Here is a 23,293-nt window from a genome sequence, read left to right on the forward strand (position 1 = left end):
TATTTTCGTTATAGTTATAGTTTACGTAAGTTTATGCTCTCCTTTCCAGAGATCTTTTAGTTTTTCTCGTTCACGCACCAAATTAACCTTGTCTCCATCAATCATAACTTCGGCTGGACGGCAGCGACTATTGTAGTTTGAGGCCATAACAAAGCCGTAAGCGCCGGCGCTGCGAACGGCCAACAAATCCCCTTCAGCAATCGCTAATTCGCGTTCCTTACCGAGAAAATCGCCAGTTTCACATACCGGTCCAACAACATCATAGATATGCGTAGCAGCCTGTTTGTTTTCAATTGCCGGCACAATTTCTTGCCAAGCGGAATAGAGAGCAGGGCGCAATAGGTCGTTCATAGCGGCATCGACAATGGCGAAGTTCTTTTCTTCACCGGCTTTTATAAACTCGACATGAGTGAGCAAAATACCCGCATTACCACTGATTGCTCGGCCCGGCTCTAAAATTAACATCAAGTCTTCACGCCCGGATAATTGCTCGGCCATAGCGGCAGCATAATCATTTGGATGTGGAGGCTCCTCATTGCGATAACGCACGCCTAAACCGCCCCCAACATCTAAATGTTTGATCTTGATACCTAACTCAGCAAGTTCATCAATAAGAATGAGTAAACGCGAGAGCGCATCGACAAATGGCGTTAGGTCAGTGAGTTGAGAACCAATATGGCAATCCATCCCAACAACTTCAAGATGGCTCAAACTCGCAGCTAACTGATAGACCTCTTTGGCTCGCTCGCGTGCGATCCCGAATTTATTGGCTTTCAGTCCGGTGGAGATATACGGATGAGTTTTGGCATCGACATCAGGATTGATGCGTAATGAAATTCGTGCCGAAACCCCCATTTCTGCGGCGACACTGTTAATCCGATGTAATTCACTTTCGGACTCGACGTTAAAGCACAAGATCCCTTGCATTAGGGCGTAGCGGATCTCCTCCACAGTTTTACCGACGCCACTGAATACCACTTTAGCCGGATCGCCACCGGCTTCAATGACTCTAGCTAGTTCTCCACCGGAAACAATGTCAAAGCCTGAACCGAGTTTGGCGAGCACGCTAAGCACACCTAAATTTGAGTTAGCTTTTACTGCATAGCACACTAAGTGGGGATGCTTTCCAACGGCATTATCGAAGGCATGCCAGTGGCGCTCAAGGGTTTTACGTGAATACACATAACAGGGTGTGCCAAAATCAGCAGCAATCTGTTCTACCGGCACTTCTTCAGCATATAGAGCGCCATTTTTGTAATTAAAATAATCCATTAGGGTTGCTCTTTTACTTCTGTTTCTGGCGTCTCTTCAGGGGCCGATTGTTGATTACTTTGCGTGGGCTCGGGAAGGTATAGTGCCCCTCTATACCCACAGCCGGCAGCGGCTAGTGTCCATGCGACTAACGCAAAGATAAGAACGAAATGTTTTTTAGTTTTCACAGGCTCTATGCGATGAACTCCAATTGTGCCGATATCATCGCATCGACACTTTAAAAAGCAAGTGCCATTAATCGCTGACGGGTTTGTTCAGGGAACTTTACTTGTTTCCACAGGGAATCACAGAGTTTGTTGGTACTGTCCCAATCTTGCTTAGTGATCCAGTCAATTAGCAGATGAGGATCATGCGGGAAGTCGATGGGTTCAATCGATGGCATGGCCAGCCATTCCTCTACTGCATCAGTATCCAATTGATACATCACTTCGCATAACGCGAGCTGTTTCAAAGTGTGGGCATTAGACAGTTGTTCGAATTGACCGGCAAGGGGTTTGATCAACAACTTCTTACCCAACTTCAGCGCTTCACTCGACAACTCAAAACCTGCATTAGCGATAACGCCTTCAGATTGTTTTAATTGGCGCTGGAAGGGCTCGACCGCGGTTGGGTGCCAGGTAATGTGGCCCTGTTTTTTGACTTCCTGCACGGTTGGGTGAAAACAGGTGAAGGAAACCTCACTCAAAGGTTCAAGCGTGGCTTCTATATCATCGGTTGCTTCAAAAGGTAGGTAGACTAAATAGCCATCTAGTCCGTTGTCACCGTTTGTCACGTCATGAATAAATGGCGGTAAAATGGTTTGACCAAAGTGATACCAATGCACGCCAAGCTTTATGTCTGCAGGAGCAAAACTACGCATAATAACTTGATCAATAAAGGTTGCTCCCGTTTTCGGAGCGCCTAAGTTGAACGCTGCTTGATGACTGATTGACATTGAGGGCACACCACAGCTTTTGGCAGCCCATGCAGTGATGGGTTCAAAATCATTAATCAAAAGATCGTAGCTGGACAAATCAAGCTGCTTAATATCTTTAATTAAGCGACATGGTTGCGCATTCTTAAGCGTTTGAAGATGGTTAACGCGACCGTTCTTAGTGGCGAAACTCAAGCCTGGGAAACTTTTAAATTCGCCAAATGCTTGCATATCAAAGTACTGCTGCCGCGGTCGACCGCTAAAAAAGTAGTCTACTTCTACATCGCTTCTCTCAGCGAACGCTTGTGCCATTATGCGGGCCCGGGTGATATGCCCATTGCCAGTGCCCTGCACTCCATATGCGATTCTCATACTTCGACTACGCCATTACTAAAAGACTGAATAAGCCAACACTGGTGCCCAATACAGCGCCAGCAAGAATATCGCTGGGGTAATGTACGCCTAAGAGTACACGTGACAAACCAATGAGCCCGGCCCATAGAATGGCCAGCCCAGCGATGGGTGGGTAAAAATAACTTAATATTGTCGCCATCAAAAACGCGGCGGCAGTGTGTCCGGATGGCAGACTAAACTTATCAGCAGGTTTGATGTGCGCGTTGAAATCGCTAAGTAAATCCGCGGGTCTTGGGCGTTTCAACCACTTCTTTAGGAGTAAAAACAGAGGCAATTCGAATGCATAGGCAAGTAAACCAACGTAGATAAACAGTTCACCATGGACAGGATCATAAAACCAGAGCAGTGCAGCAATAAGGAGATACAGATACCCGTCCCCCGTTTTTGAAACAAAAAGAATGCGTCGCATGCCGATGCTACTGCTGGCATTGAATATCCAGAAAAATAAGCGCCGATCTTGCTCAAGTAACCCCTTCATTCGCATTGCGTCATACTCTTAGCAATAACCTTATGGGCAACATAGTTAACTTGAGTGACATAATTGTGACGCTTTGACGACGTGTTGATGACAATGCTGTGTGCGAAACTGGCGCTGAATAACAACTCGATGCTAGACTGCAAAAGAGCCAATCAAAGGTGTATCTAAGGAACAACCATGGAATACAACACATCCGAGCTTTGTGACCTATTTGCGGACAGCGTAGATGTTGTTGAGCCAATTTTTTCTAGCTATGGGGGGCGCTTGTCTTTTGGCGGCGAGATTACCACGATCAAATGCTATGAAGATAAAGGCTTGATTGACCGAGTGATTGCAGAAAATGGCGAAGGCAAGGTTTTGCTTATTGACGGTGGTGGCTCATTGCGCCGAGCACTCGTCGATGCGGGAGTAGCGCAGCTGGCAGTGGAAAACCAATGGGAAGGTATCATCTGTTATGGCAGTGTGAGAGATGTAGATACCCTTGAGGATCTTGATCTTGGCATCCTTGCAGTTGGCAGTATTCCAGTTTTAGCGGATGATGAACAAACTGGTGATGTTGACGTGGCTGTAAATTTCGCAGGAGTGACCTTCCTGCCTGAGGATCACATCTATGCTGATAGTACAGGCGTGATCTTGTCTCCGGAACCACTGGACGTAGACTAACGCAAACGGCGATATGACTACGCTAGTATACACACTCAGGCTTGCATGAGAGCAATGCCTTTGTTGGCATTGCTCCACTCACAAAAATTGCGCAAGATTTTATTGTCCTGCCGTTTGCTCAGCAAAAACCTCATTTAGATAAGCCGCAATCCGCACTCCTGCTTGTTGCAGTCTTAGCTTCGCCGTCGGGATGTGCTGGTATAGATAATTCCAAGACAAGTTATTGGCGTCTTCAGGATACAGTCCGTCACGATATTGTGTTGACTCTGCAATCCAGGTCGCTGGGTTACTATCCCACCATGCTTGTACATTTTCCGCTGATATTTTTGCGCCTAACCACTCAGACCATTCGGTATAGGACAGTTGGCGTTGGTCTAGCAACCCGGAATCCCAAACTCGGTGCAAGTTCGAATCTTCCCAAAAGAAGCGTACCTTTACGTCGTTACCACCGCGATCTGTGCCATTGCCGGCATGCAGCGGTTGATGCAAGTCACCGATAATGTGCACGATAAACCTCAGGGCTAACTGCTTGTCTGCCAGACTTGCGTCGCTATCCAACAACGTTTGGCGAAATTTTGCTAATGCGGTAACACTGTCGCCTTGCTCTGGAGCTCCGACTTCATGATAGTGTTTGCCTTCTGGCACAGTTACATAATGATACGGGCCTGCAACCTTTTGCCAAAAATCAGCGGGATTCGAACGTTGCTCATCGGCATAGGTTGAGGCTTCAGCAAGTGTTTCGTTAGGTAGCAACGCCGTAATAGCTGCTTTGGCTTCTGATGATAAGTAGCTTTCAGCAATTTTACCGGTAACGCGATGCCCTGTTTGTCCCCAAGCGAATGCTTCGGCACTGACCAGAGATAATCCAGCAACTACTGATAAAAGAACATTTAGTCTCATTTATTAATCCTCTTTTCGCTGCGGCGAGTAGCCCCAGCGGTCGACTAAGGTTTGTGAAATTTGTAGATGATCCAGAATTCGTGCAACAACAAAGTCAACCAGATCACTGATACTTTTGGGTTGATGATAAAAGCCAGGCGCAGCCGGCATCACGGTAACGCCGAGATTACTCAACGTCAGCATATTTTGCAGGTGAATAGAAGATAGTGGCATTTCCCTTGGCACAATAATCAGTTGACCTTTTTCTTTAATTACAACGTCGGCTGCACGTTCAATCAAATTATCGCATCCACCACGCGCAATGGCCGAGAGGGTTCCGGTGCTGCAGGGGCAAATGACCATCTGTTTTGGCGCAGCCGAGCCTGAAGCGACCGGTGAAAACCAATCTTCTTTGCCACAATAAACAATTTGCCCTTCAGCTGCTCTGAGTTTCTCACTAAACCAAGCCGAAGCTTTATCTTTGCCGCTGGGAATTTGCATGCCTTCTTCAGTTGCAAACACCACCTTGGCTGCCGCCGAGACTAACAAATAGACTTGATAATCGGCTGCAATCAACTGTTCTAGTAGGCGCAACGCATAAGGAGCTCCGGAGGCGCCAGTTATTGCGAGAGTGATTTGTTTAGGCGTATTGTTCGCTTGTATCACTGTACTTTTCCAAGTTGGGTTAATAGCTTACCGTGGATCCCTTCAAATCCGCCGTTACTCATTACCAGAATATGTTGGTTTGGTATGTTTAAAGCATCGGGGTTGCCAAGCGGTGCGTCCGCGACTTGATGCTCATTACGCACCAGTTCAGCAACCAGTTCATCTACACTACTAAAAACGTGAACTGGGCATCGGCTCGCTGCTTTAACCTCTGCAATTGACCAAGTAACCGTGTCGGGAATGTAAATGAAAACTTCATCCGCCATTGACCACGCATCGGCTAACAAGTCTTTATGGATACCCATCTTCATTGTATTCGAGCGTGGCTCCAGAACAGCGATGATGCGCTCTGTTCCTACACGTTGGCGCAGTCCTTCAAGAGTGGTCTTGATCGCAGTTGGGTGGTGAGCAAAATCATCATACACCGTGGTGTGGCCAACTTGCCCCTTAACTTCCATGCGGCGTTTGACGTTTTGAAAACTGTTCAAAGCTGCTATTGCATCATCGATTTTAACGCCAGCATGATGAGCTGCTGCAATCGCCATAACGCCGTTAACAACATTATGTAGACCAATTAGCGACCAATCGACCACGCCCTGGGCTTTGCCGTGATGCAGAATTTCAAATAAGCTACCATCGGCTTGCAGTAAGTTGTAGGTCCATTCACTGCCAAGCGCTTGCTGCTCACTCCAACACCCCTGTTGTAACACTGACTGCAGATTTTCATCCTCTTGCGGTGAAATGATCAAGCCATTACCGGGGACACTGCGCACCAAGTGGTGAAACTGACGTTGAATAGCGGCTAAGTCGTCAAAAATATCGGCATGATCAAATTCTAGATTATTAAGAACAAGCGTTCTTGGACGATAATGAACAAACTTGGAACGCTTATCAAAAAATGCGCTGTCGTATTCATCGGCCTCTATTACAAAAAACGGGCTTGAGCCGATACGCGCAGAAATCCCGAAGTTCTGCGGGATACCCCCAATGAGAAAGCCGGGATTCAAGCCCACATGATCGAGTATCCAAGCCAGCATACTTGTTGTAGTGGTCTTGCCGTGGGTACCCGCGACGGCGAGTACCCAGCGATCGTTCAGCAAGTTGTCGAGTAGCCATTGTGGACCACTGGTGTAGGGTAAGTTTCGATTGAGTACATATTCAACCGCGGGATTGCCACGCGCCATGGCATTACCGATAATGACCATATCCGGAGCAGGTTCGAACTGACTGGTATCGTACCCTTCGGTGAGTTTGATACCCAGATCTTCCAATTGCGTTGACATGGGAGGGTAAACATTGCGGTCAGAGCCAGTGACTTCGTGACCTAAAGCTTTGGCAATCGCAGCAATACCACCCATGAAACTGCCACAAATGCCCAGAATGTGTACGTGCATACGCGAATGATTAGATTATGTTTACTGTTGACTATGGCATCACTGTATCAAATGCAGCTGGTAACGAATAACAGTTTTAACAATTTTGCTAACAAGGGTACAATTATTCGCCAGTGGCACACCTATACAATAATAATGAGTGCCTGTTTTATTGGCCGTGTAACATGAACCCACTGTCAAAAACCAACCCCTACAGAAAAAATAAGGCTTACAGTCAGAATGAAACGACTTAATTCACAATTGCAAAACGACGGTGCACCACTCGAACTTATCCTATTAATTCGAACCTTACTGGCAGGTTGTAAAGAAATCTCCTTCCGGGTTAGTCAGGGGGCGCTTGCCGGCGTGCTGGGTTCGACTTTGAGTGAAAACGTGCAAGGTGAAAAACAAAAGAAACTGGATGTGATTTCTAATCAGATTTTAAAAGATACCTTACGTGAATCCGGTTATGTAAAGGCGATTTCTTCTGAGGAAGAAGATAACGTTGTGCCCTGTAATCCAGAAGGGAAGTACCTAGTTAGTTTTGACCCTCTGGACGGCTCTTCTAATACTGAGATCAATAGCCTCATTGGGACTATTTTCTCCATTACACACGCTCCGCAGTGGATGGAGCCTGATGATCCTTCGGCTTTCCTTCAGCCAGGCACACAAATGGTCGCAGCCGGTTATGTTTTGTATGGTCCATCCACAATGCTCGCAATGACCACGGGCCGAGGCACTCACTTGTATACCCTGGATAAGACCCATGGCGGGTTCTTGGTCACTCAGGCCAACGTAAGAGTGCCAGAAGAAACCAGTGAGTTTGCCATAAACACATCTAACCAACGTCATTGGGAAGAACCTATTCAACGTTACGTGGCTGATTTGATCGCGGGCTCTGAGGGGCCGCGCAAGAAAGACTACAATATGCGCTGGGTTGCCGCGATGGTGGGCGACATTCATCGCGTACTTTGTCGTGGCGGTATCTTTGCTTACCCATTTGATAAGCGCAACCCCGCCAAGCCAGGTAAACTCCGTCTGTTGTATGAAGCCAATCCAATGGCGTTTTTGATGGAACAAGCAGGAGGTTTGGCGGATACAGGCGCTGGCCGCATCATGGAGGTGATGCCTTCTGAAATCCATCAACGGGTTCCCACTTTGTTAGGCTCTAAAAAAGAAGTCGAGGCCTGTTTGAGCTATTACCAGAAGTAAGGCCAAACGTATCCGGGGCGAGCGCTTAATGAACTCGCCCAGAGGGCTTCATTCACTCATGCGACAAACGTCGTAAGTGATGTCAATTGAGTGATAAATCCGTATAATCAGCGGCAAAAATTTTTATCGATTAATGTAAAGGAAACTCTTATGAGCTTGAACGCGATCCCTGCGGGCAAAAAATTACCTGATGAAGTTAATGTAATCATCGAAATTCCAGCGCACTCTGATCCAGTTAAGTACGAGGTAGACAAAGACTCTGGTGCATTGTTTGTAGACCGCTTCATGGCAACTTGTATGCATTACCCAACAAACTATGGGTATGTTCCGCATACATTATCTGATGATGGTGACCCGGTAGACGTATTAGTTATCACGCCATTTCCATTGTTGTCTGGCTCAGTGATTGCCGTGCGCCCAATTGGCGTGCTAAAGATGACAGACGAGTCGGGTGAAGATGCAAAAGTGCTAGCAGTACCCGTTGATAAGTTATCAACCATGTACCGCAACGTACAAAAAATCGAAGATGTTGAGCCTTTGTTGCTGAAGCAAATCGAGCATTTCTTCGCCCACTATAAAGATTTAGAGCCGAATAAATGGGTTAAAATCGAAGGTTGGGAAGGCGTTGATGCGGCGAAACAAGAAATCACTTCAAGCGTTGAGCGTTATCAACAGGAAGGATAATAACCTTCGCTGAATAGATTGCTAAAGGGCCCCAAAGTGGGCTCTTTTTGGTTTTGCGAAGTAGAAATTTACACCACTCGATTTTTAATTGTGAGGAACTGATACACACATGAGACGCATGATTGTAATGCTAATGGTATTAACTGCATTCACAGCAAACGCATCAGAATTCAAGGAATTATTCTGGGAAGACATGGCACCAGCTGATTTTGAGATCCCAGAAGTTCCGGTTACCCATGATGGCAGTATGACCCAAGCGATGCCGAATGCCCCGGTGATTGAAGAGCTCAATGGCAAGAAGGTGAAAATTCCTGGTTTCATTGTGCCGCTGGAAGGGACCGCCGATCTGACTACTGAATTTCTCCTAGTGCCCTACTTTGGGGCTTGCATTCATGTTCCTCCTCCGCCCTCAAATCAAATAGTTTATGTAAAATTTGGCGAAGGTGTGCCGATAGATAACCTATACGATGCCGTGTGGGTGTCGGGTGAATTGTCGACCCAAGGCTGGACCGGTGATATAGCCTCTGTAGGCTATACTTTAGCGGGGGTCAGTGTAGAGCCATTTGATGGTTAACACTTGTCTAACAATTAGCCTATACTGAGGTTGCCAACGAATTATTGGCTGACGATAGAAGGGTAGTTATGAATTTCTTAGCACGTATGTCAATTGCACAAAAACTATACTTGATCCCTTTGATCGGATCAGTGTTGTTTGTGGTTTATTTGATCATTACTTATAACACTGCGTCCAACAATGTCGATTTGCTTGATGATGCCAAGGATGTCCAGTTTCCTGCGTTGATTGACTCGCGTGAAGCGCTCGTCAATATGGAGAAGGTTAAAGACACCTTGAGCGCAGCAGTAACGACGGGTGATGAGGAATCACTAGAGCGAGCAGAAGAGTTTGCTGCAATTACCCAAGCTAAGTTGTCAGACATTGGTAAAGTCGATCCGACGTTGCGCGCAGAGTCTTCACAAATTTTAAACCTCTTTAATGATTACTACGAGACTGCGTTTTCAGTGAGCCAGTCGATGGTTGACGGGACTGCAGACTTTTCCAAGCTCGCGCAGCAGTCGCAAGAGATGAATGACGCATTTGATGCCGCCACGTCGCAGTTAGACAGTTTTAGTGACAAACGGTTAAAGACCTTCCAAAACGCGATTGAAGAAAGTAATGACAGCGCTCAGTCCTTGATATATATCGGCTTAGTTATGGGCGTAGGCACCACCCTACTGCTGTTCGCTACTGCATTACCGGTGGTTACTTCATTACGCAGCAGTATTGTCGACGTGGTTAAATCACTGAAAGATATTGCCCAGGAAGATGGTGACCTTACCGTCCGTATCGAAACGAAAAATAAAGACGAAATCGGAGACTTGGTTTATTGGTTTAATCAGTTCGTGACTAAACTCCAAAATGTGGTTCGCGAAATTTGCGAGTCATCCATGCCGTTGGCTGATTTGGCTAACAACCTGAACCAAGTGTCGGATCAGACCCAAACTACGATTTCTGCTCAGCAGCGCTCGGCGGCAGATGCGAAAACCGCGGTTGATAATATGACCATGAGCGTTAATTCAGTAGCCACCAGTGCTGCCGAGGCCGCTGAGGCAGCGACCAATGCCTCCACTGCTGCAAGCGATGGTCAGCGGGTGGTAAATTCAACTGTTAACAGTATTCAAACATTAGCAGATAGCGTAGAAGAAACCGCCGAAGTTATCCGTAAACTTGAAGCAGACTCGAATCAGGTTGGCGTTGTTCTGGATGTAATCAAGGGTATTGCTGAGCAAACCAACCTATTGGCCCTGAATGCAGCGATCGAAGCGGCGCGTGCCGGTGAACAAGGCCGCGGTTTTGCGGTAGTCGCTGATGAAGTAAGAACCTTGGCATCGCGAACGCAAAAATCCACTGAAGAAATTCAAGCTACGATTGAACAATTACAAACGGCTGCTCGCTCAGCGGTGACCGTAATGGGTAAAGGAACTGAGCAAGCCTCGGTGAGTGTTGACGAGGCTAATAAGGCAGGTCAAAGCTTAGCGGTTATCAATGAAACTATTGCTAAGATTACGCAAATGAATGATTTAATTGCGAATTCAACAGGCGAGCAACAGGCGGTTGCTGACAGCATCAGTGCGAATGTTGATGATATAAATAGTCGCACCCATGATACTGCCCGTAGTTCTAGCCAACTGGGAGAAGTGAGCCAAGAACTGGCACAATTATCCCAAGAGTTTATTCGTATCATGGGGCAGTTTAAGTACTAGCAAGCATGCTACGAAAAGGATTGATCGAAAGCCGGCTTGTGCCGGCTTTCTTGTCTCTACGATTGAGTAACGTCGGACATCCAAAGCATGTGCTTGTACTTCAATGTTTACGCTAGAATGAAGATGCGCTCTAGCCACGTGCGCGAGTGACGGTGTTATCGATTTTTGCCATCTGATTTGTTGTTCATCGCGCAAGCTCAGAACCAGTTGCTATACTCAATACGGTATCTGTTGGAGTTATGTCAATGTCGCTGAAGAAATCGTTGCTTTTAAGCCTACTTATCTTGGTTGCACCACTCAATCAAGCCGAAGAGTTGAAGCTTGGTTCACCGTATTTTCCACCGTATGTTTATTTTGATATTGATGGAGAGCTAGCCGGACTTTGGATGACGCAGTTAACCCCTGTACTAGAGTCTGCGGGCATTACTTACAATGCCGTACATATTCCCATTAAGCGTTTTTATTCTTCAGCCGCGACCGGCAAAATTGATTTGTTCGCCATGCCGAAGGGGCGAGCCGGATTGGAGAATGTACTTTTTAGCCAACAACCTTTCTCACATTTTGATTTACGTGCATTTTGGTTGGATGGCAAGCAAGGCATTACCTCAACCGCAGAGCTTGCTGAACAAAAAGTAGCGTTAATTAAGGGATATACGTACGGCGGTGTGCTGCAAAATGACCTAACGGCAGAAGCAAGAACTAACTTTGTTATTGCAGATAATCAAAATACCGCCCTGCAAATGCTGATCAACCATGAGGTTGATTACGTATTGGGGTACTGGGCAATAATGACGCACTTGCAGGAGTCTTACCCGAATATGCAGATTAACAATATGAAAATCGCGGAGCTACCCATTTACCTCGCCATACACAAAAACGTAGAGGGTGCTGAGGAGCTTATGCAGCGCTTTGATGCCGCCATGCAATAACGATTGGTGTGCGATAAAACGATGGTTGAGCGTTTACCTTTATATAAAAAGTTAACTGTGTTGTTTCGTGTAGAACCCGGATGTTTGGGGCCTCAAGGTGCTGATCATGTTGAGGATTTTTGTGTTTATGTGCGTACGCAATTAAAAACCTTTGAAAGTGGTATCGTGCGCTGGGTTATTAAGCCACGCTATGACAAAAGTCTTCCCGAAATTGAATATTCGCTGCAACAACAGCCCGCTGATGAACTAGCGGTTAAGGCCTTTTTTGCTGAAGTGGGTAAATCCATGCAGGATTTTGAGGAAGCGCTTGAAGAAAAGTTGGCTGAATCAGTTGAAGAGTTTTTTGAACGTTAAGTGGCATTTGGTGACCATCGCTGATATGAATATCTGGTCAATCGGCGCGGTTTTCAGTAGACTCTGCGCGTTATGAGATCGTTTATCGCGTTTTTTTGCATACTTGCTTTGAGTTTCTCTGCTATTGGCGGCGGCTTGAGTGTGGATGTTGCTCATGGTGAGCATGCATCAATCGCTGCAATGCACGGCAACGCGGCATGTGACCAACATGCAGTCGACAACATGCAATCCAGCAGCAATCATGACTGCTGCGATAAAGACAAATCCAGTAGTATGGCCAGTAGTTGTGATGAACAGTGTCAAACTTGCTGCAATGACATCAATACCAGTCACTTAGCAATTTTAACCACAGCCTATGGAATAGGGAGTGACGCCACCCCCATAAAACTGGCCACCATTACTAAACTCCCTGAGGCCCCTCATCGCGAGCCCGTTATTCCTCCTATTATCTGAACAATAGACTAGCTCACTGGCGTCATGCGGACCCTCAGGTGCGCTTAAATAACTGATCTCTTGAATGATTAGTCAATGCCGAACGAGCAATCAGCAGCAGATTTATAGACATTGCGGCGCTACTATCGTGTCGCAACGACAATAAAAAACGCAATAACAAAATAACGATAACCTAGGATTTGATATTTATGTTGTTGCAAACATTGCCACCGATCGTTGGATCTGTGGTGAGGTAAAAATCAGCAACTACCAGCTTGCTGAGTACTACCTCAAATAATGGAGGCTATTGTGAAAACGATTTTAGGCGTATTGCTCGCCGTATTTATTGGTACCGCAGCGCTCTCAGTAAGTGCACAATCGGGTGATGTTCTAGACCATTCTGTACATGCAGAAAACGAACGTTACGTTTGTCCGATGCACAGCCACATCGTGAAAGATCATCCAGGTACTTGCCCAATCTGTGGTATGGATCTGGTATTGCGCAAGCAAAAGCCCACAGAAAGCCTTGATGTTTCGGTAAGTGGCGGCATGCAACAAGCCATGGCACTGACAACCGAAACTGCAGATATCAGTAAACTATGGCGCTTTATCTATACCTACGGTTCGGTTCAGTTTGATGAAACCAGTCTGCAGCATATTCATCCCAGAGCCTCGGGCTGGATTGAGAAACTTACCGTCAATTCGCTTGGGCAACAGGTACGCAAAGGTGAACTGCTATACGAACTGTATGCACCAGATTTACTGGTAGCCCAAGAAGACTTTTTATTGCTGTTGTCCTCACAAGCGAAGAATAAGCCGCTGCTAGAGCGCAGTAAGCGTCGTCTCAGTTTACTTGGAATAGATCAAAAGCTCATTGAGCAACTCGAGCAAACCCGCCAAGTTCGTTATCAAGTTCCGTATTATGCCGAGCAGGATGGGATCGTTTCTGCGTTGGATGTGCGCGAGGGGATGTATATTGAACCCGGGGTCAGCATAATGACGGTGGCTGATCTCTCCAAGGTGTGGGTGATAGCAGATGTTTTTGAGCATCAAATGGATTGGGTGAAAACCGGCAAAGCCATTGAAATTGATATCCCCGCGCTGGATCTGTACAAGCTCGAAGGTAGCGTTGAATTTATCTATCCGACTTTGGATCCGGTCACGCGGACATTACAGGTCAGGTTGGTATTGGATAATCCCGATCAACAATTGAAGCCTGATATGTTGGCTACGGTGCGGATCTACGCCGGACCCAAAGAAACCTTGAATATTCCGGTTGATGCACTGATCCAAACGGAAAAGCATAATCGGGTTTTTGTGCAGGTGGATGACGGTACCTTTCAGCGTCGCGATGTTGAGGTTGGTATTGTAACGCACGGCCGCGCTGAAATTTTAGCTGGGCTAGAGGTTGGTGAACGGGTTGTTACGGCGGGGCAATTCCTACTGGATGCCGAAGCCAATCTGAATAATGTGGCGACGCGTAATAGCACGCCCGCATCGCAGCATCAGCACTAGGAGGCGCTAATGTTGACACAGATAATAACCGCCTGTGCACGTTGGCCGTTGCTGGTGTTGCTGGTCGCTGGGCTTGGTTTAGCCGCCGGCTACCGCGCAATGTTGCAAACGCCGGTCGATGCCATACCCGATCTCAGCGATGTGCAAGTCATTGTTAAAGTGAACTATCCCGGTCAGGCACCGGACCTGGTTGAGCAACAAGTCACGTATCCGTTATCGACTATTTTAATGTCGGTGCCGGGCAGTCAGACAGTGCGAGGGTATTCATTTTTCGGTGACGCCTACCTTTATGTCATTTTTGATGAAGACACTGATTTGTATTGGGCACGTGCCAGAGTATTAGAGTATTTAAATCAAGCGCAAAGTGAATTACCAATGGGTACATCCATTGAGCTAGGACCGGACGCGTCAGGCGTGGGGTGGATTTTTCAATATATCTTGCGTGATAGTTCTGGCACCCAGAATCTTGCTGATCTAACCCGCTTACAAGACTGGTTTATCCGCCAAGAACTACAATCGGTTCCTGGCGTGAGCGAAATTGCCAAAGTCGGTGGTATGGTGCAAACCTATCAAGTAGTGATAGACCCGCTGAAGCTGGTTAACTATCAGCTCACTCTGGCGCAAGTGCGCAGTGCCATTGTAGCCGCCAACAATGACGTAGGGGGCTCGGTTATTGAATTAGGTGAAGCCGAGTACATGGTACGCAGCAAGGGTTATCTAACTTCACTAAACGACTTTTCTACTATTCCGCTAGGCATTGAGAATGCACTTGGCACTCCGCTGCAGTTAAAAGATGTAGCTACGGTGCGTTTAGGGCCGCAAACCCGCCGTGGCGTTGCGGATTGGAATGGCGAGGGTGAAGTTGTCGGCGGAATCGTGGTTATGCGCGATGGTGAGAATGCGTTGGCGGTGATCGACGCAATTAAAGCTAAAATTGAGCAGCTAAAGCCAGCACTGCCGCCAGGAGTAACCATCGAAACGGCCTATGATAGGACTGGATTGATCACGCGTGCTATTGAGTTCTTGCAAGAAAAGTTAGTGCAAGAAATGTTGGTTGTTATTGTGGTGTGTGGCTTGTTCTTATTGCATGTCCGCGCCACGTTAATCGTCGCATTATGCTTGCCCAGCGCCTTGCTTCTGGGATTTGCTCTGATGCGCATGCTCGATATTAACGCCAATTTGATGTCATTGGGCGGTATCGCCATTGCAATCGGCGCCTTGGTCGATGCTGCCATTGTGATGGTTGAGAATGTTCAAAAGCATCAGGAGGAGGCTCGCAAACACACGAGAACGATTGAGCACATGGAGCTAGTGAAGAAGGCCTGTACTGAAGTCGGCCCGGCATTATTTTTCTCACTGCTGATCATCACCTTGAGTTTTATTCCTATTTTTGCTCTTGAAGGGCAAGAAGGGCGCTTATTCTCGCCACTCGCCTATACCAAGACCTTCGTTATGGCAGCAGCGGCGTTATTGTCCATTACCCTGGTACCGGCGTTGGTGGTGTTGTTGTTAAAAGGTAGGGTGCCAGAAGAAGATAAAAACTGGTTAAACCGCGGGTTAAAAGCCATGTATCGCCCGTTTCTAAATGTGGCTTTACGCTGGCCTTGGTTGGTGGTGGTATTGGCCATAGGGTTAGGCGCATCAGCAATCTATCCATGGCAGAAATTGGGTAGTGAGTTTATGCCAACCTTTGACGAAGGTGACCTGCTGTACATGCCGACCACACTGCCTGGAGTATCGATTCAGGAAGCGGGGCAGATATTGCAGCAAACGGACCGTTTAATAAAAACGATTCCCGAAGTGAAAACCGTGTTCGGCAAAGTGGGGCGAGCAGAGACGGCTACCGATCCAGCACCGCTAACTATGATCGAAACGACTATTCAATTGCACCCCAAGGCGGATTGGCGAGTGGGCGTGACCTTGGATGACATCATTGCTGAATTGGACAACACCGTGCAATTCCCTGGCCTCACCAATGCTTGGGTACAACCGATTAAAACCCGCATTGATATGCTGAGCACCGGAGTGAAAACCCCTGTTGGGATAAAGCTTTCCGGCGACAGTTTGGCTGACATCTCGGAGGCCACTACACGAATAGAGCGGGTGATAAGTGAGATCAATGGAACGTCATCGGTTATCGGTGAGCGTCCGCTATCTGGCCGTTATCTGGATATAACGCCGGACCGTTTTGCTGCCAGTCGCTACGGACTTACCGTTGAAGATATTCAAGATGTGGTACGTTCAGCCATTGGTGGTGCCATCGTCGCAACATCAGTGCAAGGTACAGAGCGCTTTCCGATCAATGTGCGATATCCACGCAGTTATCGAACTGACCTGCAATCCATTAAAACATTGCCATTCGCCAGCCCAACAGGGGCATGGGTGACCCTTGAACAAGTAGCGGATATTCGTATCAGTGACGGGCCGTCCATGATCAAGTCAGAGAACGCCAGAACCATCGGTTGGGTATTTATAGATTTGGAGCCGCAAGTTGTTATGGGCGACTATGTGAAGCAGGTGAAAGAAGCCTTGGCGACCGTTGAATTGCCGCAAAAGGTCACTTGGAGTATCGCTGGGCAATATGAATATCAACAGCGGGTGGCTGATAAGTTAATGTGGATAGTACCAGCAACGTTAGTGATTATATTCGTGCTGCTGCAATTATTGTTTAAGCAAACTTGGCAAGCACTTTTGGTAATGGCGACACTGCCGATTGCCTTAGCTGGCTCTTTATGGATGGTGTATTGGCTGGACTTTCAGTTATCGGTGGCATTGGCGGTTGGGATGATCGCTTTGGCTGGTGTAGCAGCCGAGTTTGGTGTGGTGATGTTACTGTATTTAAACAATAGCTGGGCGCAACAACCTGGCAGTGCCAAAGATAAGATCCGCCATGGTGCCCTGCAGCGAGTGCGGCCAAAAGCTATCACCGTATTGACCATTATCGCAGGCTTAATTCCAATTATGTTGGGTGACGGCAGTGGTAGCGAAATAATGCAGCGCATCGCTGCACCCATGTTAGGCGGAATGCTGGTCAGTCCGTTGCTATCAATGCTCGTGATCCCTGCAGTTTTTTGGCTGCTAAAACGAGGAACTGTAGATAAACCGTAGTTTCAATCAACAAAGTCAGGAGGGCAAAGCCCTCCTGATTGATCACTGTCCGGCAGTGTAGATATTTTCTGCGCGGTTAAATAGCATCCACGATGTCAGAATGTATTTGTCGTTGGAGATTGGCATACACCCGCGATGGGTATGGGTGAAGTAGGCTGGCGCAATCACCATACGCCCGGTTTGTGGCTGAATGGACTTATTCTGATAAATAAAGTCAGTAGTTCCGCCTTCGTCCACATCGTTGAGGTAATACATAAACAACAAATTGCGGTGCAAGGCTTCATTGTGCCCTTGTTGTGGATAGACTTCAGAATGCCAGTAAGGATATCCCCCGTCTCCCACCTTATAGTGCTGGGCATTCACCTCACCTATGCGAAACAAATAGTTTAACAAGTTGCGCAGATTGGGACGCCCAACCTCAGCATAATTTTCATCAGTTAAACGCACTGGCTGTTTGGTTTCGGGATGTGCTACGGTTAATCCAATTGGGCCGATTAATGCAAAATGGTACTTGTCGATATAGCGTAACAGGTGCTCGCCCGTGATCTGTAACACCTTCTGAAACAAAGGTGCAAACTCGGGGTGTTGGCTAAAAGAAACATCGGTGCTCTTTTTGCGCTCTGGATCTACGCCACCACCGGTGCGCCCAGGATTCTTGTTGGGACTTGCTTGAAAGGCCTGAATAATTTCCAAGCAAAGATCAGCGGGCAACGCCTTATCGATAACCTCAATAAAGTCAGTACTTGGGGTTGTCTGTTGCTCAGTTGTCATTGCTTGATTCCTTTATGTGCGCAAGTAATTGTTGTTTTAGTTCGCCCTCAATAGGCCGCGACTTTTGCGTCTGATAATCAAAATGTACCATGGTGGTTGTGCCCGAAGCACAGCAGGTATCTTGTTGCCAAACTTCCTGATAGACATCGAACGAACTTTTACCTAACCGACTGATCCAGGTTTTTATAGTCACAGCTTGGCCGTAGTAGATTTGCTTCAGAAAATCGACTTTGTAGCTGGCTAAGATCAATGGCCAGTTGGCCAAGTCTAATTCAGGGGTAAAGAGGCGAAAAATAGGCTCTCGTGCGGTTTCAAACCATCCCACTACCACAGTGTTGCTGACGTGCCGCAAGGCGTCAGTTTCATAAAATCGGACGTTAAATTGTTCTGTTAACATAACGTTTGGTTCCTGCTCTTATACTTATTATTGTTTTAGCATGGGTTTTAAGAAATGCCCGGTGTGACTTTCTTTGACCTTACAAATGGCTTCAGGAGTACCCTCGGCAATAATGTTACCACCACCAGCACCGCCTTCTGGGCCAAGATCGACAATCCAATCTGCAGTTTTGATCACATCCAAGTTATGCTCAATAACTACGACGGTGTTGCCGTGATCACGTAAGCGATGTAATACCGTCAGTAATTGGCGAATATCATGGAAATGCAAGCCAGTGGTTGGCTCATCGAGAATATATAAGGTTTTACCCGTATCTCGTTTAGATAACTCGCGGGCCAGTTTTACGCGCTGGGCTTCGCCACCCGACAGCGTAGTTGCTGCTTGGCCGAGTCGTATATAGGACAGGCCTACATCCATTAAGGTTTGTAGCTTGCGCGAAATCGCAGGGATCGCATCAAAAAATTCACGAGCATCTTCCACTGTCATTTCCAACACTTCGTGTATATTTTTGCCTTTGTAACGAATTTCCAGAGTTTCACGGTTATACCGTTTGCCATGACAAACATCGCACGGCACATAAACATCGGGTAAGAAGTGCATTTCAACTTTGATCACCCCATCGCCCTGACACGCCTCGCAGCGCCCACCTTTCACATTAAAACTAAAGCGCCCCACTTTATAACCGCGTGAGCGAGATTCTTGCGTTCCGGCAAAGAGCTCACGAATTGGCGTGAAAATACCGGCATAGGTTGCTGGGTTTGAACGGGGTGTACGACCGATGGGGCTTTGGTCAATATCTACCACCTTATCTAAATGTTCCATGCCGCTAATCTCGTCATACGGCGCGGGCTCACCTGTAGTGGCACCATTTAGTTCACGGTGCGCAATGCGGTAGAACGTATCATTGATTAATGTAGATTTACCCGAACCCGACACGCCAGTAACACAGGTCATCAAACCAACGGGTATGGATAAATTCACGTTCTTGAGGTTGTTACCGCGGGCTCCCGTTAGGGTGATGTGCAGGTCGTCTTTGGCTGTGCCGCGCTTTTTCGGTACTTCAATGACTTCGCGGCCACTGAGATAGGCACCCGTTAAGGAACGTTCGTTCTTTAATATATCGTCGAGGGTACCTTGTGCAATAATTTCGCCGCCGTGCACACCAGCACCTGGGCCGATGTCGACAATATGGTCAGCTTCACGCACCGCATCTTCATCGTGTTCAACCACAATGACCGTGTTACCTAAGTCTCGCAGGTGTGTAAGAGTTTTTAATAGGCGCTCGTTGTCCCGCTGGTGCAAACCAATCGAGGGTTCATCCAGCACATACATGACGCCAACTAACCCAGCACCGATTTGGCTAGCGAGACGAATTCGCTGAGCTTCACCGCCCGATAGGGTGTCGGCACTACGTGACATCGACAGGTAATTCAATCCCACGTTAACCAAGAAACCTAAGCGGTCCTGAATCTCTTTCAATATTTTTTCGGCAATTTTGGCGCGTTGACCGGTCAGCGCGAGTGCGTCAAAAAACTCAAAGGCTTCGGCAATCGATTTGTTTGCCACCTCTGGCAAATTAATGTCGTCGATAAATACGTTGCGAGCCTCTAGTCGCAAGCGCGAGCCGCCACAGCTGCCGCAAGGTTGGTGACTGAGGTACTTAGCAAGCTCTTCACGCACAGCGTTAGATTCAGTTTCACGATAGCGCCGCTCCATGTTTGGAATGATCCCCTCGAAGGGATGATTCCGCTCCATCACATCGCCACGGTCGTTAATGTACTTAAATTTCAGTGATTTACCCTTGCTTCCGTGCAGTACAATCTCTTTGGCAGTATCAGAAAGGGAATCAAAAGGCACACTGAGATCAAACTGAAAATGTTCGGCCACTGCTTGCAGCATCTGGAAGTAATAGTAACTACGCTTATCCCACCCGCGGATAGCACCGCCTGAAAGGCTCAGTTCCGGATTAGTGACCACACGGGCCGGATCAAAAAACTGGCGAGTGCCTAAGCCATCGCAGCTTTGACAAGCACCTGCAGGATTGTTGAAGGAAAAAATGCGCGGCTCTAATTCGGTAATGCTGTAGCCACAGTGCGGACAGGCGAAATTTGCCGAAAAAACGATTTCTTCCTGATCGGGCTCATCCATGTAAGCAACTTTGGCGCTTCCTGCAGACAATTGCAGGGCTGTTTCAAAGGACTCAGCTAAACGAAGCTGCAAATCTTCCCGCACTTTAAAGCGGTCAACCACCACTTCAATGGTGTGTTTCTTGTGTAGATCCAGCGTAGGAGGATCTGATAAATCGCAAACGTCGCCGTCGATGCGCGCGCGAATGTAACCTTGTGCCGCCAGGCTTTCTAAGATCTTTATGTGTTCACCCTTACGCTCTTGGACAACCGGCGCAAGTAACATGAGTTTAGTGCCTTCTGGCATTGCCAGCACTTTATCAACCATCTGGCTAATGGTCTGCGCGTTCAGCGGCACGTGGTGATCGGGGCAACGCGGTTCGCCCACCCGCGCGTAGAGCAAACGCAAGTAGTCGTAAATTTCAGTAATTGTACCAACCGTAGAGCGTGGATTATGTGAGGTTGATTTCTGCTCAATGGAGATTGCCGGTGATAACCCTTCAATGTGATCCACATCCGGCTTTTCCATCATCGACAAGAATTGTCGTGCATAGGCAGACAACGATTCAACATAGCGGCGCTGGCCCTCTGCATACAAGGTATCGAAAGCCAAGGAAGATTTACCCGAACCAGACAACCCCGTAATAACGATCAATTTATCTCTTGGAAGCGTTAAATTAATGTTTTTTAGGTTATGTGTGCGAGCACCGCGTACTTCAATTTTATCCATATTGCCGCTTAGAAAAGGAAAACCACCAGTATGCCACAGTGGTGCAAGAAAATATCGCTTGTTTACGAATTCGTTTACGTCTGGATCAATCAATTGTGGTACACTCTCGCGCCGTTAATAGGGAGCAAGAGAGAAGATTGAACGCTGTAGAGATTAGAACAGCTTTATCACTCGCGGCGGTGTATATGTCGCGAATGTTGGGGTTGTTTATGGTTATGCCGGTTTTGGCCATTGCCGCGACTGAGTTTGCTGGTTTTTCACCATTGTTACTCGGCTTAGCGATTGGGGGTTACGGCCTCACGCAAGCAGTGCTGCAGATCCCCATGGGCATGTTGTCGGATCGTATCGGCCGTAAGCCAGTCATTATTGCAGGACTCAGCGTATTTGCCGCAGGTAGTGTACTTGCTGCGCTTGCAGATACGATGTGGTTACTCATTCTTGGCCGCATTTTGCAGGGGGCTGGTGCTATCGCTGGTGCAGTGATGGCACTGGCGGCAGACACCACTCGGGTTGAGCAGCGCACTAAAGTCATGGCGATTATTGGTGTATCTATTGGCATGTCGTTTTACATCGCAATCTTGTTAGGACCATTGCTTCAGCCAATCGCGGGTTTGTCTGGCTTGTTTGGGCTCACGGCGGTATTTGCTCTTGTCTCTATTTTTCTTGTTATATTTGCAGTTCCAAATGCGCAGCAAGAGCAGCCCACTAGCGAAGTTCTGCCACAGAAACAAGAATTAAAAGAATTGCTGCGCCAGCCAGAATTATTCAAGTTGAACCTCAGTGTAGCGCTACTGCATATGATGATCACAATTCTGTTCGTTAACTTACCAGTGCAGCTCAGTCAGGTCGGTTTAGATTTATCTGCGCAGTGGCAGTTTTATGCCCCCGTTTTTGCCTTATCCTTGGTGTTGCTTGGCGCTTATATGCAAGTGGCCAAGCGCATCAAGACTTCGGTTGCTATTCAAATCCCAATTATTTGTTTACTAGTGGCGTTTTGGGGGTTTGGTTATGTTTCGCTGACGTATACCAGCGTGGTAATTTTTACCTTAATGTTTTTTGTTGGATTTAACTTTCTGGAAGCGCGCTTTCCAGCATTGGTTTCTATGTTTGCACCTGCTGGATCACGCGGTAGTGCCATGGGTATATATGCAAGTTTTCAGTTCTTTGGTGCATTTGCCGGCGGCATGCTTTCCGGCACATTGATCAGTTGGTTTGGGCTAGAAACCTTGTATGCTGTTTTGATTGTGATGTGCACACTTTGGTTAAGTTTATTTTTGAGATTTGTTGGTCACACGCAATTAAAACGCGTTACACTAGCGCTAGATCCTTCGCACACCGATGCGGGTGCAATCACTCAGGCTTTGAAACAGTTAACCGGTGTGATTGAAGTTAACCCAGTGTTGCATGAAGGAGTTGTGTATTTGAAAGTCGACCCGATGTTTGATCAGCAACAGGCAAAACAAGCACTCGCGAACGATAAGAATTAGGAGAAAGTGGTTATGGCCAGTCGAGGCGTAAATAAAGTCATTTTGGTTGGAAATTTGGGCAACGACCCAGAGATCCGCTACATGCCAAATGGCAATGCAGTTGCGAACTTAAGTATTGCGACCAGTGAAAGTTGGAAAGATCAACAAGGCAATATGCAAGAAAAAACTGAGTGGCATCGGGTTACGATGTACCGCCGCTTAGCCGAAATTGCTGGCGAGTACCTTAAGAAAGGTTCACAAATTTACCTTGAAGGGAAATTGCAAACCCGTAAGTGGCAAGATCAACAAGGCCAAGACCGTTATACTACTGAAATTATTGCTGACCAAATGCAAATGTTAGGTGGGCGTGCAGAAGGGCAAGGACAAGGTCAGGGTGGCGGCTATCAGCAACGCCCACAAAATCAAGGCCAACAAGGCGGCTATCAGCAGGCACCTGGCAACAATCAGCGCCCAGCACAGAACAATCAAAATCAAGGCAACCAACCACCACCAATGGCTGAACCAGATTTCGATTTTGATGATGATATTCCGTTCTGATCTGAAATAAAAAAGAATGGTGATTACTATTGATAAAGACCGCTTAACCAGCGGTCTTTTTGGTTGAACGAAACAGCTGTATAGGTAAGCA

The 23,293-nt window shown here is 47.2% G+C and carries 22 protein-coding genes; 12 read left to right on the plus strand and 10 right to left on the minus strand.

All coding sequences use genetic code 11. From position 1 onward, the window contains the following. Positions 1-21 precede the first annotated feature (21 nt). Genes lysA through CSH92_RS11020 form a run of 4 tightly spaced genes read right to left on the minus strand, consistent with a single transcriptional unit; the run spans position 22 to position 3,077 of the window. Positions 22-1,272: a diaminopimelate decarboxylase gene (gene lysA / locus CSH92_RS11010; RefSeq protein ID WP_100657689.1), complete on the minus strand. Its 1,251-nt coding sequence runs from the start codon at positions 1,270-1,272 to the stop codon at positions 22-24. After that, entirely contained in the window at positions 1,272-1,439 is a 168-nt protein-coding gene (lptM, locus tag CSH92_RS17125; RefSeq protein ID WP_164084720.1) for an LPS translocon maturation chaperone LptM, read from the minus strand. The genes lysA and lptM overlap by 1 nt, the downstream gene beginning before the upstream one ends. A gap of 50 nt (positions 1,440-1,489) precedes the next feature. Continuing rightward, positions 1,490-2,557 carry an MJ1255/VC2487 family glycosyltransferase gene (locus CSH92_RS11015; RefSeq protein ID WP_100657690.1) on the minus strand — a complete coding sequence of 356 codons (1,068 nt, stop codon included), beginning with the start codon at positions 2,555-2,557 and terminating at the stop codon, positions 1,490-1,492. A 7-nt stretch (positions 2,558-2,564) separates the two neighbouring features. Continuing rightward, complete coding sequence (locus CSH92_RS11020) at positions 2,565-3,077, minus strand: phosphatase PAP2 family protein (RefSeq protein WP_100657691.1); 513 nt, start codon at positions 3,075-3,077, stop codon at positions 2,565-2,567. Between the two features lie 177 nt (positions 3,078-3,254). On the opposite strand from CSH92_RS11020, the gene rraA reads away from it, so the two are divergent. Then, the gene (gene rraA / locus CSH92_RS11025) at positions 3,255-3,740 is read left to right on the plus strand and encodes a ribonuclease E activity regulator RraA (protein WP_100657692.1); all 486 of its coding nucleotides are present in this window, start codon (positions 3,255-3,257) and stop codon (positions 3,738-3,740) included. Positions 3,741-3,839: 99 nt separating this feature from the next. Here rraA and CSH92_RS11030 read toward each other — a convergent pair whose 3' ends face one another. From CSH92_RS11030 to mpl, 3 genes are read right to left on the minus strand one after another with little or no spacing between them, the layout of a single operon-like run. Continuing rightward, positions 3,840-4,640, minus strand: a complete 801-nt coding sequence (locus CSH92_RS11030; protein WP_100657693.1) for a S1/P1 nuclease — start codon at positions 4,638-4,640, stop codon at positions 3,840-3,842. A 3-nt stretch (positions 4,641-4,643) separates the two neighbouring features. Beyond that, positions 4,644-5,285, minus strand: coding sequence for a flavin prenyltransferase UbiX (locus CSH92_RS11035; RefSeq protein WP_276307868.1), 642 nt, complete (start codon positions 5,283-5,285; stop codon positions 4,644-4,646). Further along, positions 5,282-6,679 (minus strand): UDP-N-acetylmuramate:L-alanyl-gamma-D-glutamyl-meso-diaminopimelate ligase, encoded by a 1,398-nt coding sequence (mpl, locus tag CSH92_RS11040; protein WP_100657694.1) that lies wholly within the window; start codon positions 6,677-6,679, stop codon positions 5,282-5,284. Before mpl ends, CSH92_RS11035 begins: the two co-directional genes overlap by 4 nt. 219 nt (positions 6,680-6,898) lie before the next feature. Between mpl and CSH92_RS11045 the strand changes: the two genes are divergently transcribed. The 9 genes from CSH92_RS11045 to CSH92_RS11085 all read left to right on the plus strand — a co-directional run bounded on the left by CSH92_RS11045 (position 6,899) and on the right by CSH92_RS11085 (position 17,154). After that, on the plus strand, positions 6,899-7,870 hold the full coding sequence (locus CSH92_RS11045; protein WP_100657695.1) for a class 1 fructose-bisphosphatase: 972 nt from the start codon (positions 6,899-6,901) through the stop codon (positions 7,868-7,870). A 150-nt stretch (positions 7,871-8,020) separates the two neighbouring features. Next, entirely contained in the window at positions 8,021-8,554 is a 534-nt protein-coding gene (ppa, locus tag CSH92_RS11050) for an inorganic diphosphatase (protein ID WP_100657696.1), read from the plus strand. Between the two features lie 118 nt (positions 8,555-8,672). Then, positions 8,673-9,128, plus strand: coding sequence for a DUF3299 domain-containing protein (locus tag CSH92_RS11055; protein ID WP_420807512.1), 456 nt, complete (start codon positions 8,673-8,675; stop codon positions 9,126-9,128). Positions 9,129-9,196: 68 nt separating this feature from the next. After that, positions 9,197-10,816, plus strand: a complete 1,620-nt coding sequence (locus CSH92_RS11060; RefSeq protein ID WP_100657698.1) for a methyl-accepting chemotaxis protein — start codon at positions 9,197-9,199, stop codon at positions 10,814-10,816. Positions 10,817-11,061: 245 nt separating this feature from the next. Further along, positions 11,062-11,745, plus strand: coding sequence for a substrate-binding periplasmic protein (locus CSH92_RS11065; RefSeq protein WP_164084721.1), 684 nt, complete (start codon positions 11,062-11,064; stop codon positions 11,743-11,745). A 21-nt stretch (positions 11,746-11,766) separates the two neighbouring features. Then, the gene (locus CSH92_RS11070; RefSeq protein WP_100657700.1) at positions 11,767-12,099 is read left to right on the plus strand and encodes a hypothetical protein; all 333 of its coding nucleotides are present in this window, start codon (positions 11,767-11,769) and stop codon (positions 12,097-12,099) included. Between the two features lie 72 nt (positions 12,100-12,171). After that, complete coding sequence (locus CSH92_RS11075; RefSeq protein ID WP_100657701.1) at positions 12,172-12,552, plus strand: hypothetical protein; 381 nt, start codon at positions 12,172-12,174, stop codon at positions 12,550-12,552. Positions 12,553-12,840: 288 nt separating this feature from the next. Further along, positions 12,841-14,046: an efflux RND transporter periplasmic adaptor subunit gene (locus CSH92_RS11080; RefSeq protein ID WP_164084722.1), complete on the plus strand. Its 1,206-nt coding sequence runs from the start codon at positions 12,841-12,843 to the stop codon at positions 14,044-14,046. A gap of 9 nt (positions 14,047-14,055) precedes the next feature. Next, a complete protein-coding gene (locus CSH92_RS11085) occupies positions 14,056-17,154 on the plus strand; it encodes an efflux RND transporter permease subunit (protein WP_100657703.1) in 3,099 nt (1,032 codons plus the stop codon). Positions 17,155-17,196: 42 nt separating this feature from the next. Here the strand turns inward: CSH92_RS11085 and CSH92_RS11090 are convergent, their stop codons facing one another. The 3 genes from CSH92_RS11090 to uvrA are packed head-to-tail and all read right to left on the minus strand — an operon-like array spanning position 17,197 to position 21,178. After that, positions 17,197-17,925 (minus strand): 2OG-Fe(II) oxygenase, encoded by a 729-nt coding sequence (locus CSH92_RS11090; protein ID WP_100657704.1) that lies wholly within the window; start codon positions 17,923-17,925, stop codon positions 17,197-17,199. Then, complete coding sequence (locus tag CSH92_RS11095; protein WP_100657705.1) at positions 17,915-18,322, minus strand: acyl-CoA thioesterase; 408 nt, start codon at positions 18,320-18,322, stop codon at positions 17,915-17,917. Before CSH92_RS11095 ends, CSH92_RS11090 begins: the two co-directional genes overlap by 11 nt. 27 nt (positions 18,323-18,349) lie before the next feature. Further along, complete coding sequence (gene uvrA / locus CSH92_RS11100) at positions 18,350-21,178, minus strand: excinuclease ABC subunit UvrA (RefSeq protein ID WP_100657706.1); 2,829 nt, start codon at positions 21,176-21,178, stop codon at positions 18,350-18,352. A gap of 185 nt (positions 21,179-21,363) precedes the next feature. On the opposite strand from uvrA, the gene CSH92_RS11105 reads away from it, so the two are divergent. Both CSH92_RS11105 and ssb read left to right on the plus strand, forming a co-directional pair. Next, positions 21,364-22,665, plus strand: a complete 1,302-nt coding sequence (locus CSH92_RS11105) for an MFS transporter (RefSeq protein ID WP_338063737.1) — start codon at positions 21,364-21,366, stop codon at positions 22,663-22,665. A gap of 12 nt (positions 22,666-22,677) precedes the next feature. Continuing rightward, entirely contained in the window at positions 22,678-23,202 is a 525-nt protein-coding gene (ssb, locus tag CSH92_RS11110) for a single-stranded DNA-binding protein (protein ID WP_100657707.1), read from the plus strand. Positions 23,203-23,293 lie beyond the last annotated feature (91 nt).

Origin of the sequence: Neoalteromonas flava, assembly GCF_002807685.1 — a bacterium.
GTDB lineage: Bacteria > Pseudomonadota > Gammaproteobacteria > Enterobacterales > Alteromonadaceae > Alteromonas_E > Alteromonas_E flava.

Excerpts from the sequence above, each read along its gene's own strand:
- CSH92_RS11105 (WP_338063737.1), top strand. The coding sequence starts at position 21,364 with ATGTCGCGAATGTTGGGGTTGTTTATGGTTATGCCGGTTTTGGCCATT.
- CSH92_RS11030 (WP_100657693.1), bottom strand. The coding sequence starts at position 4,640 with ATGAGACTAAATGTTCTTTTATCAGTAGTTGCTGGATTATCTCTGGTC.
- ssb (WP_100657707.1), top strand. The coding sequence starts at position 22,678 with ATGGCCAGTCGAGGCGTAAATAAAGTCATTTTGGTTGGAAATTTGGGC.
- mpl (WP_100657694.1), bottom strand. The coding sequence starts at position 6,679 with ATGCACGTACACATTCTGGGCATTTGTGGCAGTTTCATGGGTGGTATT.
- CSH92_RS11090 (WP_100657704.1), bottom strand. The coding sequence starts at position 17,925 with ATGACAACTGAGCAACAGACAACCCCAAGTACTGACTTTATTGAGGTT.
- lysA (WP_100657689.1), bottom strand. The coding sequence starts at position 1,272 with ATGGATTATTTTAATTACAAAAATGGCGCTCTATATGCTGAAGAAGTG.
- CSH92_RS11085 (WP_100657703.1), top strand. The coding sequence starts at position 14,056 with ATGTTGACACAGATAATAACCGCCTGTGCACGTTGGCCGTTGCTGGTG.
- CSH92_RS11095 (WP_100657705.1), bottom strand. The coding sequence starts at position 18,322 with ATGTTAACAGAACAATTTAACGTCCGATTTTATGAAACTGACGCCTTG.
- CSH92_RS11060 (WP_100657698.1), top strand. The coding sequence starts at position 9,197 with ATGAATTTCTTAGCACGTATGTCAATTGCACAAAAACTATACTTGATC.
- CSH92_RS11020 (WP_100657691.1), bottom strand. The coding sequence starts at position 3,077 with ATGAAGGGGTTACTTGAGCAAGATCGGCGCTTATTTTTCTGGATATTC.
- rraA (WP_100657692.1), top strand. The coding sequence starts at position 3,255 with ATGGAATACAACACATCCGAGCTTTGTGACCTATTTGCGGACAGCGTA.
- CSH92_RS11045 (WP_100657695.1), top strand. The coding sequence starts at position 6,899 with ATGAAACGACTTAATTCACAATTGCAAAACGACGGTGCACCACTCGAA.
- ppa (WP_100657696.1), top strand. The coding sequence starts at position 8,021 with ATGAGCTTGAACGCGATCCCTGCGGGCAAAAAATTACCTGATGAAGTT.
- CSH92_RS11055 (WP_420807512.1), top strand. The coding sequence starts at position 8,673 with ATGATTGTAATGCTAATGGTATTAACTGCATTCACAGCAAACGCATCA.
- CSH92_RS11075 (WP_100657701.1), top strand. The coding sequence starts at position 12,172 with ATGAGATCGTTTATCGCGTTTTTTTGCATACTTGCTTTGAGTTTCTCT.
- CSH92_RS11015 (WP_100657690.1), bottom strand. The coding sequence starts at position 2,557 with ATGAGAATCGCATATGGAGTGCAGGGCACTGGCAATGGGCATATCACC.
- uvrA (WP_100657706.1), bottom strand. The coding sequence starts at position 21,178 with ATGGATAAAATTGAAGTACGCGGTGCTCGCACACATAACCTAAAAAAC.
- CSH92_RS11065 (WP_164084721.1), top strand. The coding sequence starts at position 11,062 with ATGTCGCTGAAGAAATCGTTGCTTTTAAGCCTACTTATCTTGGTTGCA.
- CSH92_RS11070 (WP_100657700.1), top strand. The coding sequence starts at position 11,767 with ATGGTTGAGCGTTTACCTTTATATAAAAAGTTAACTGTGTTGTTTCGT.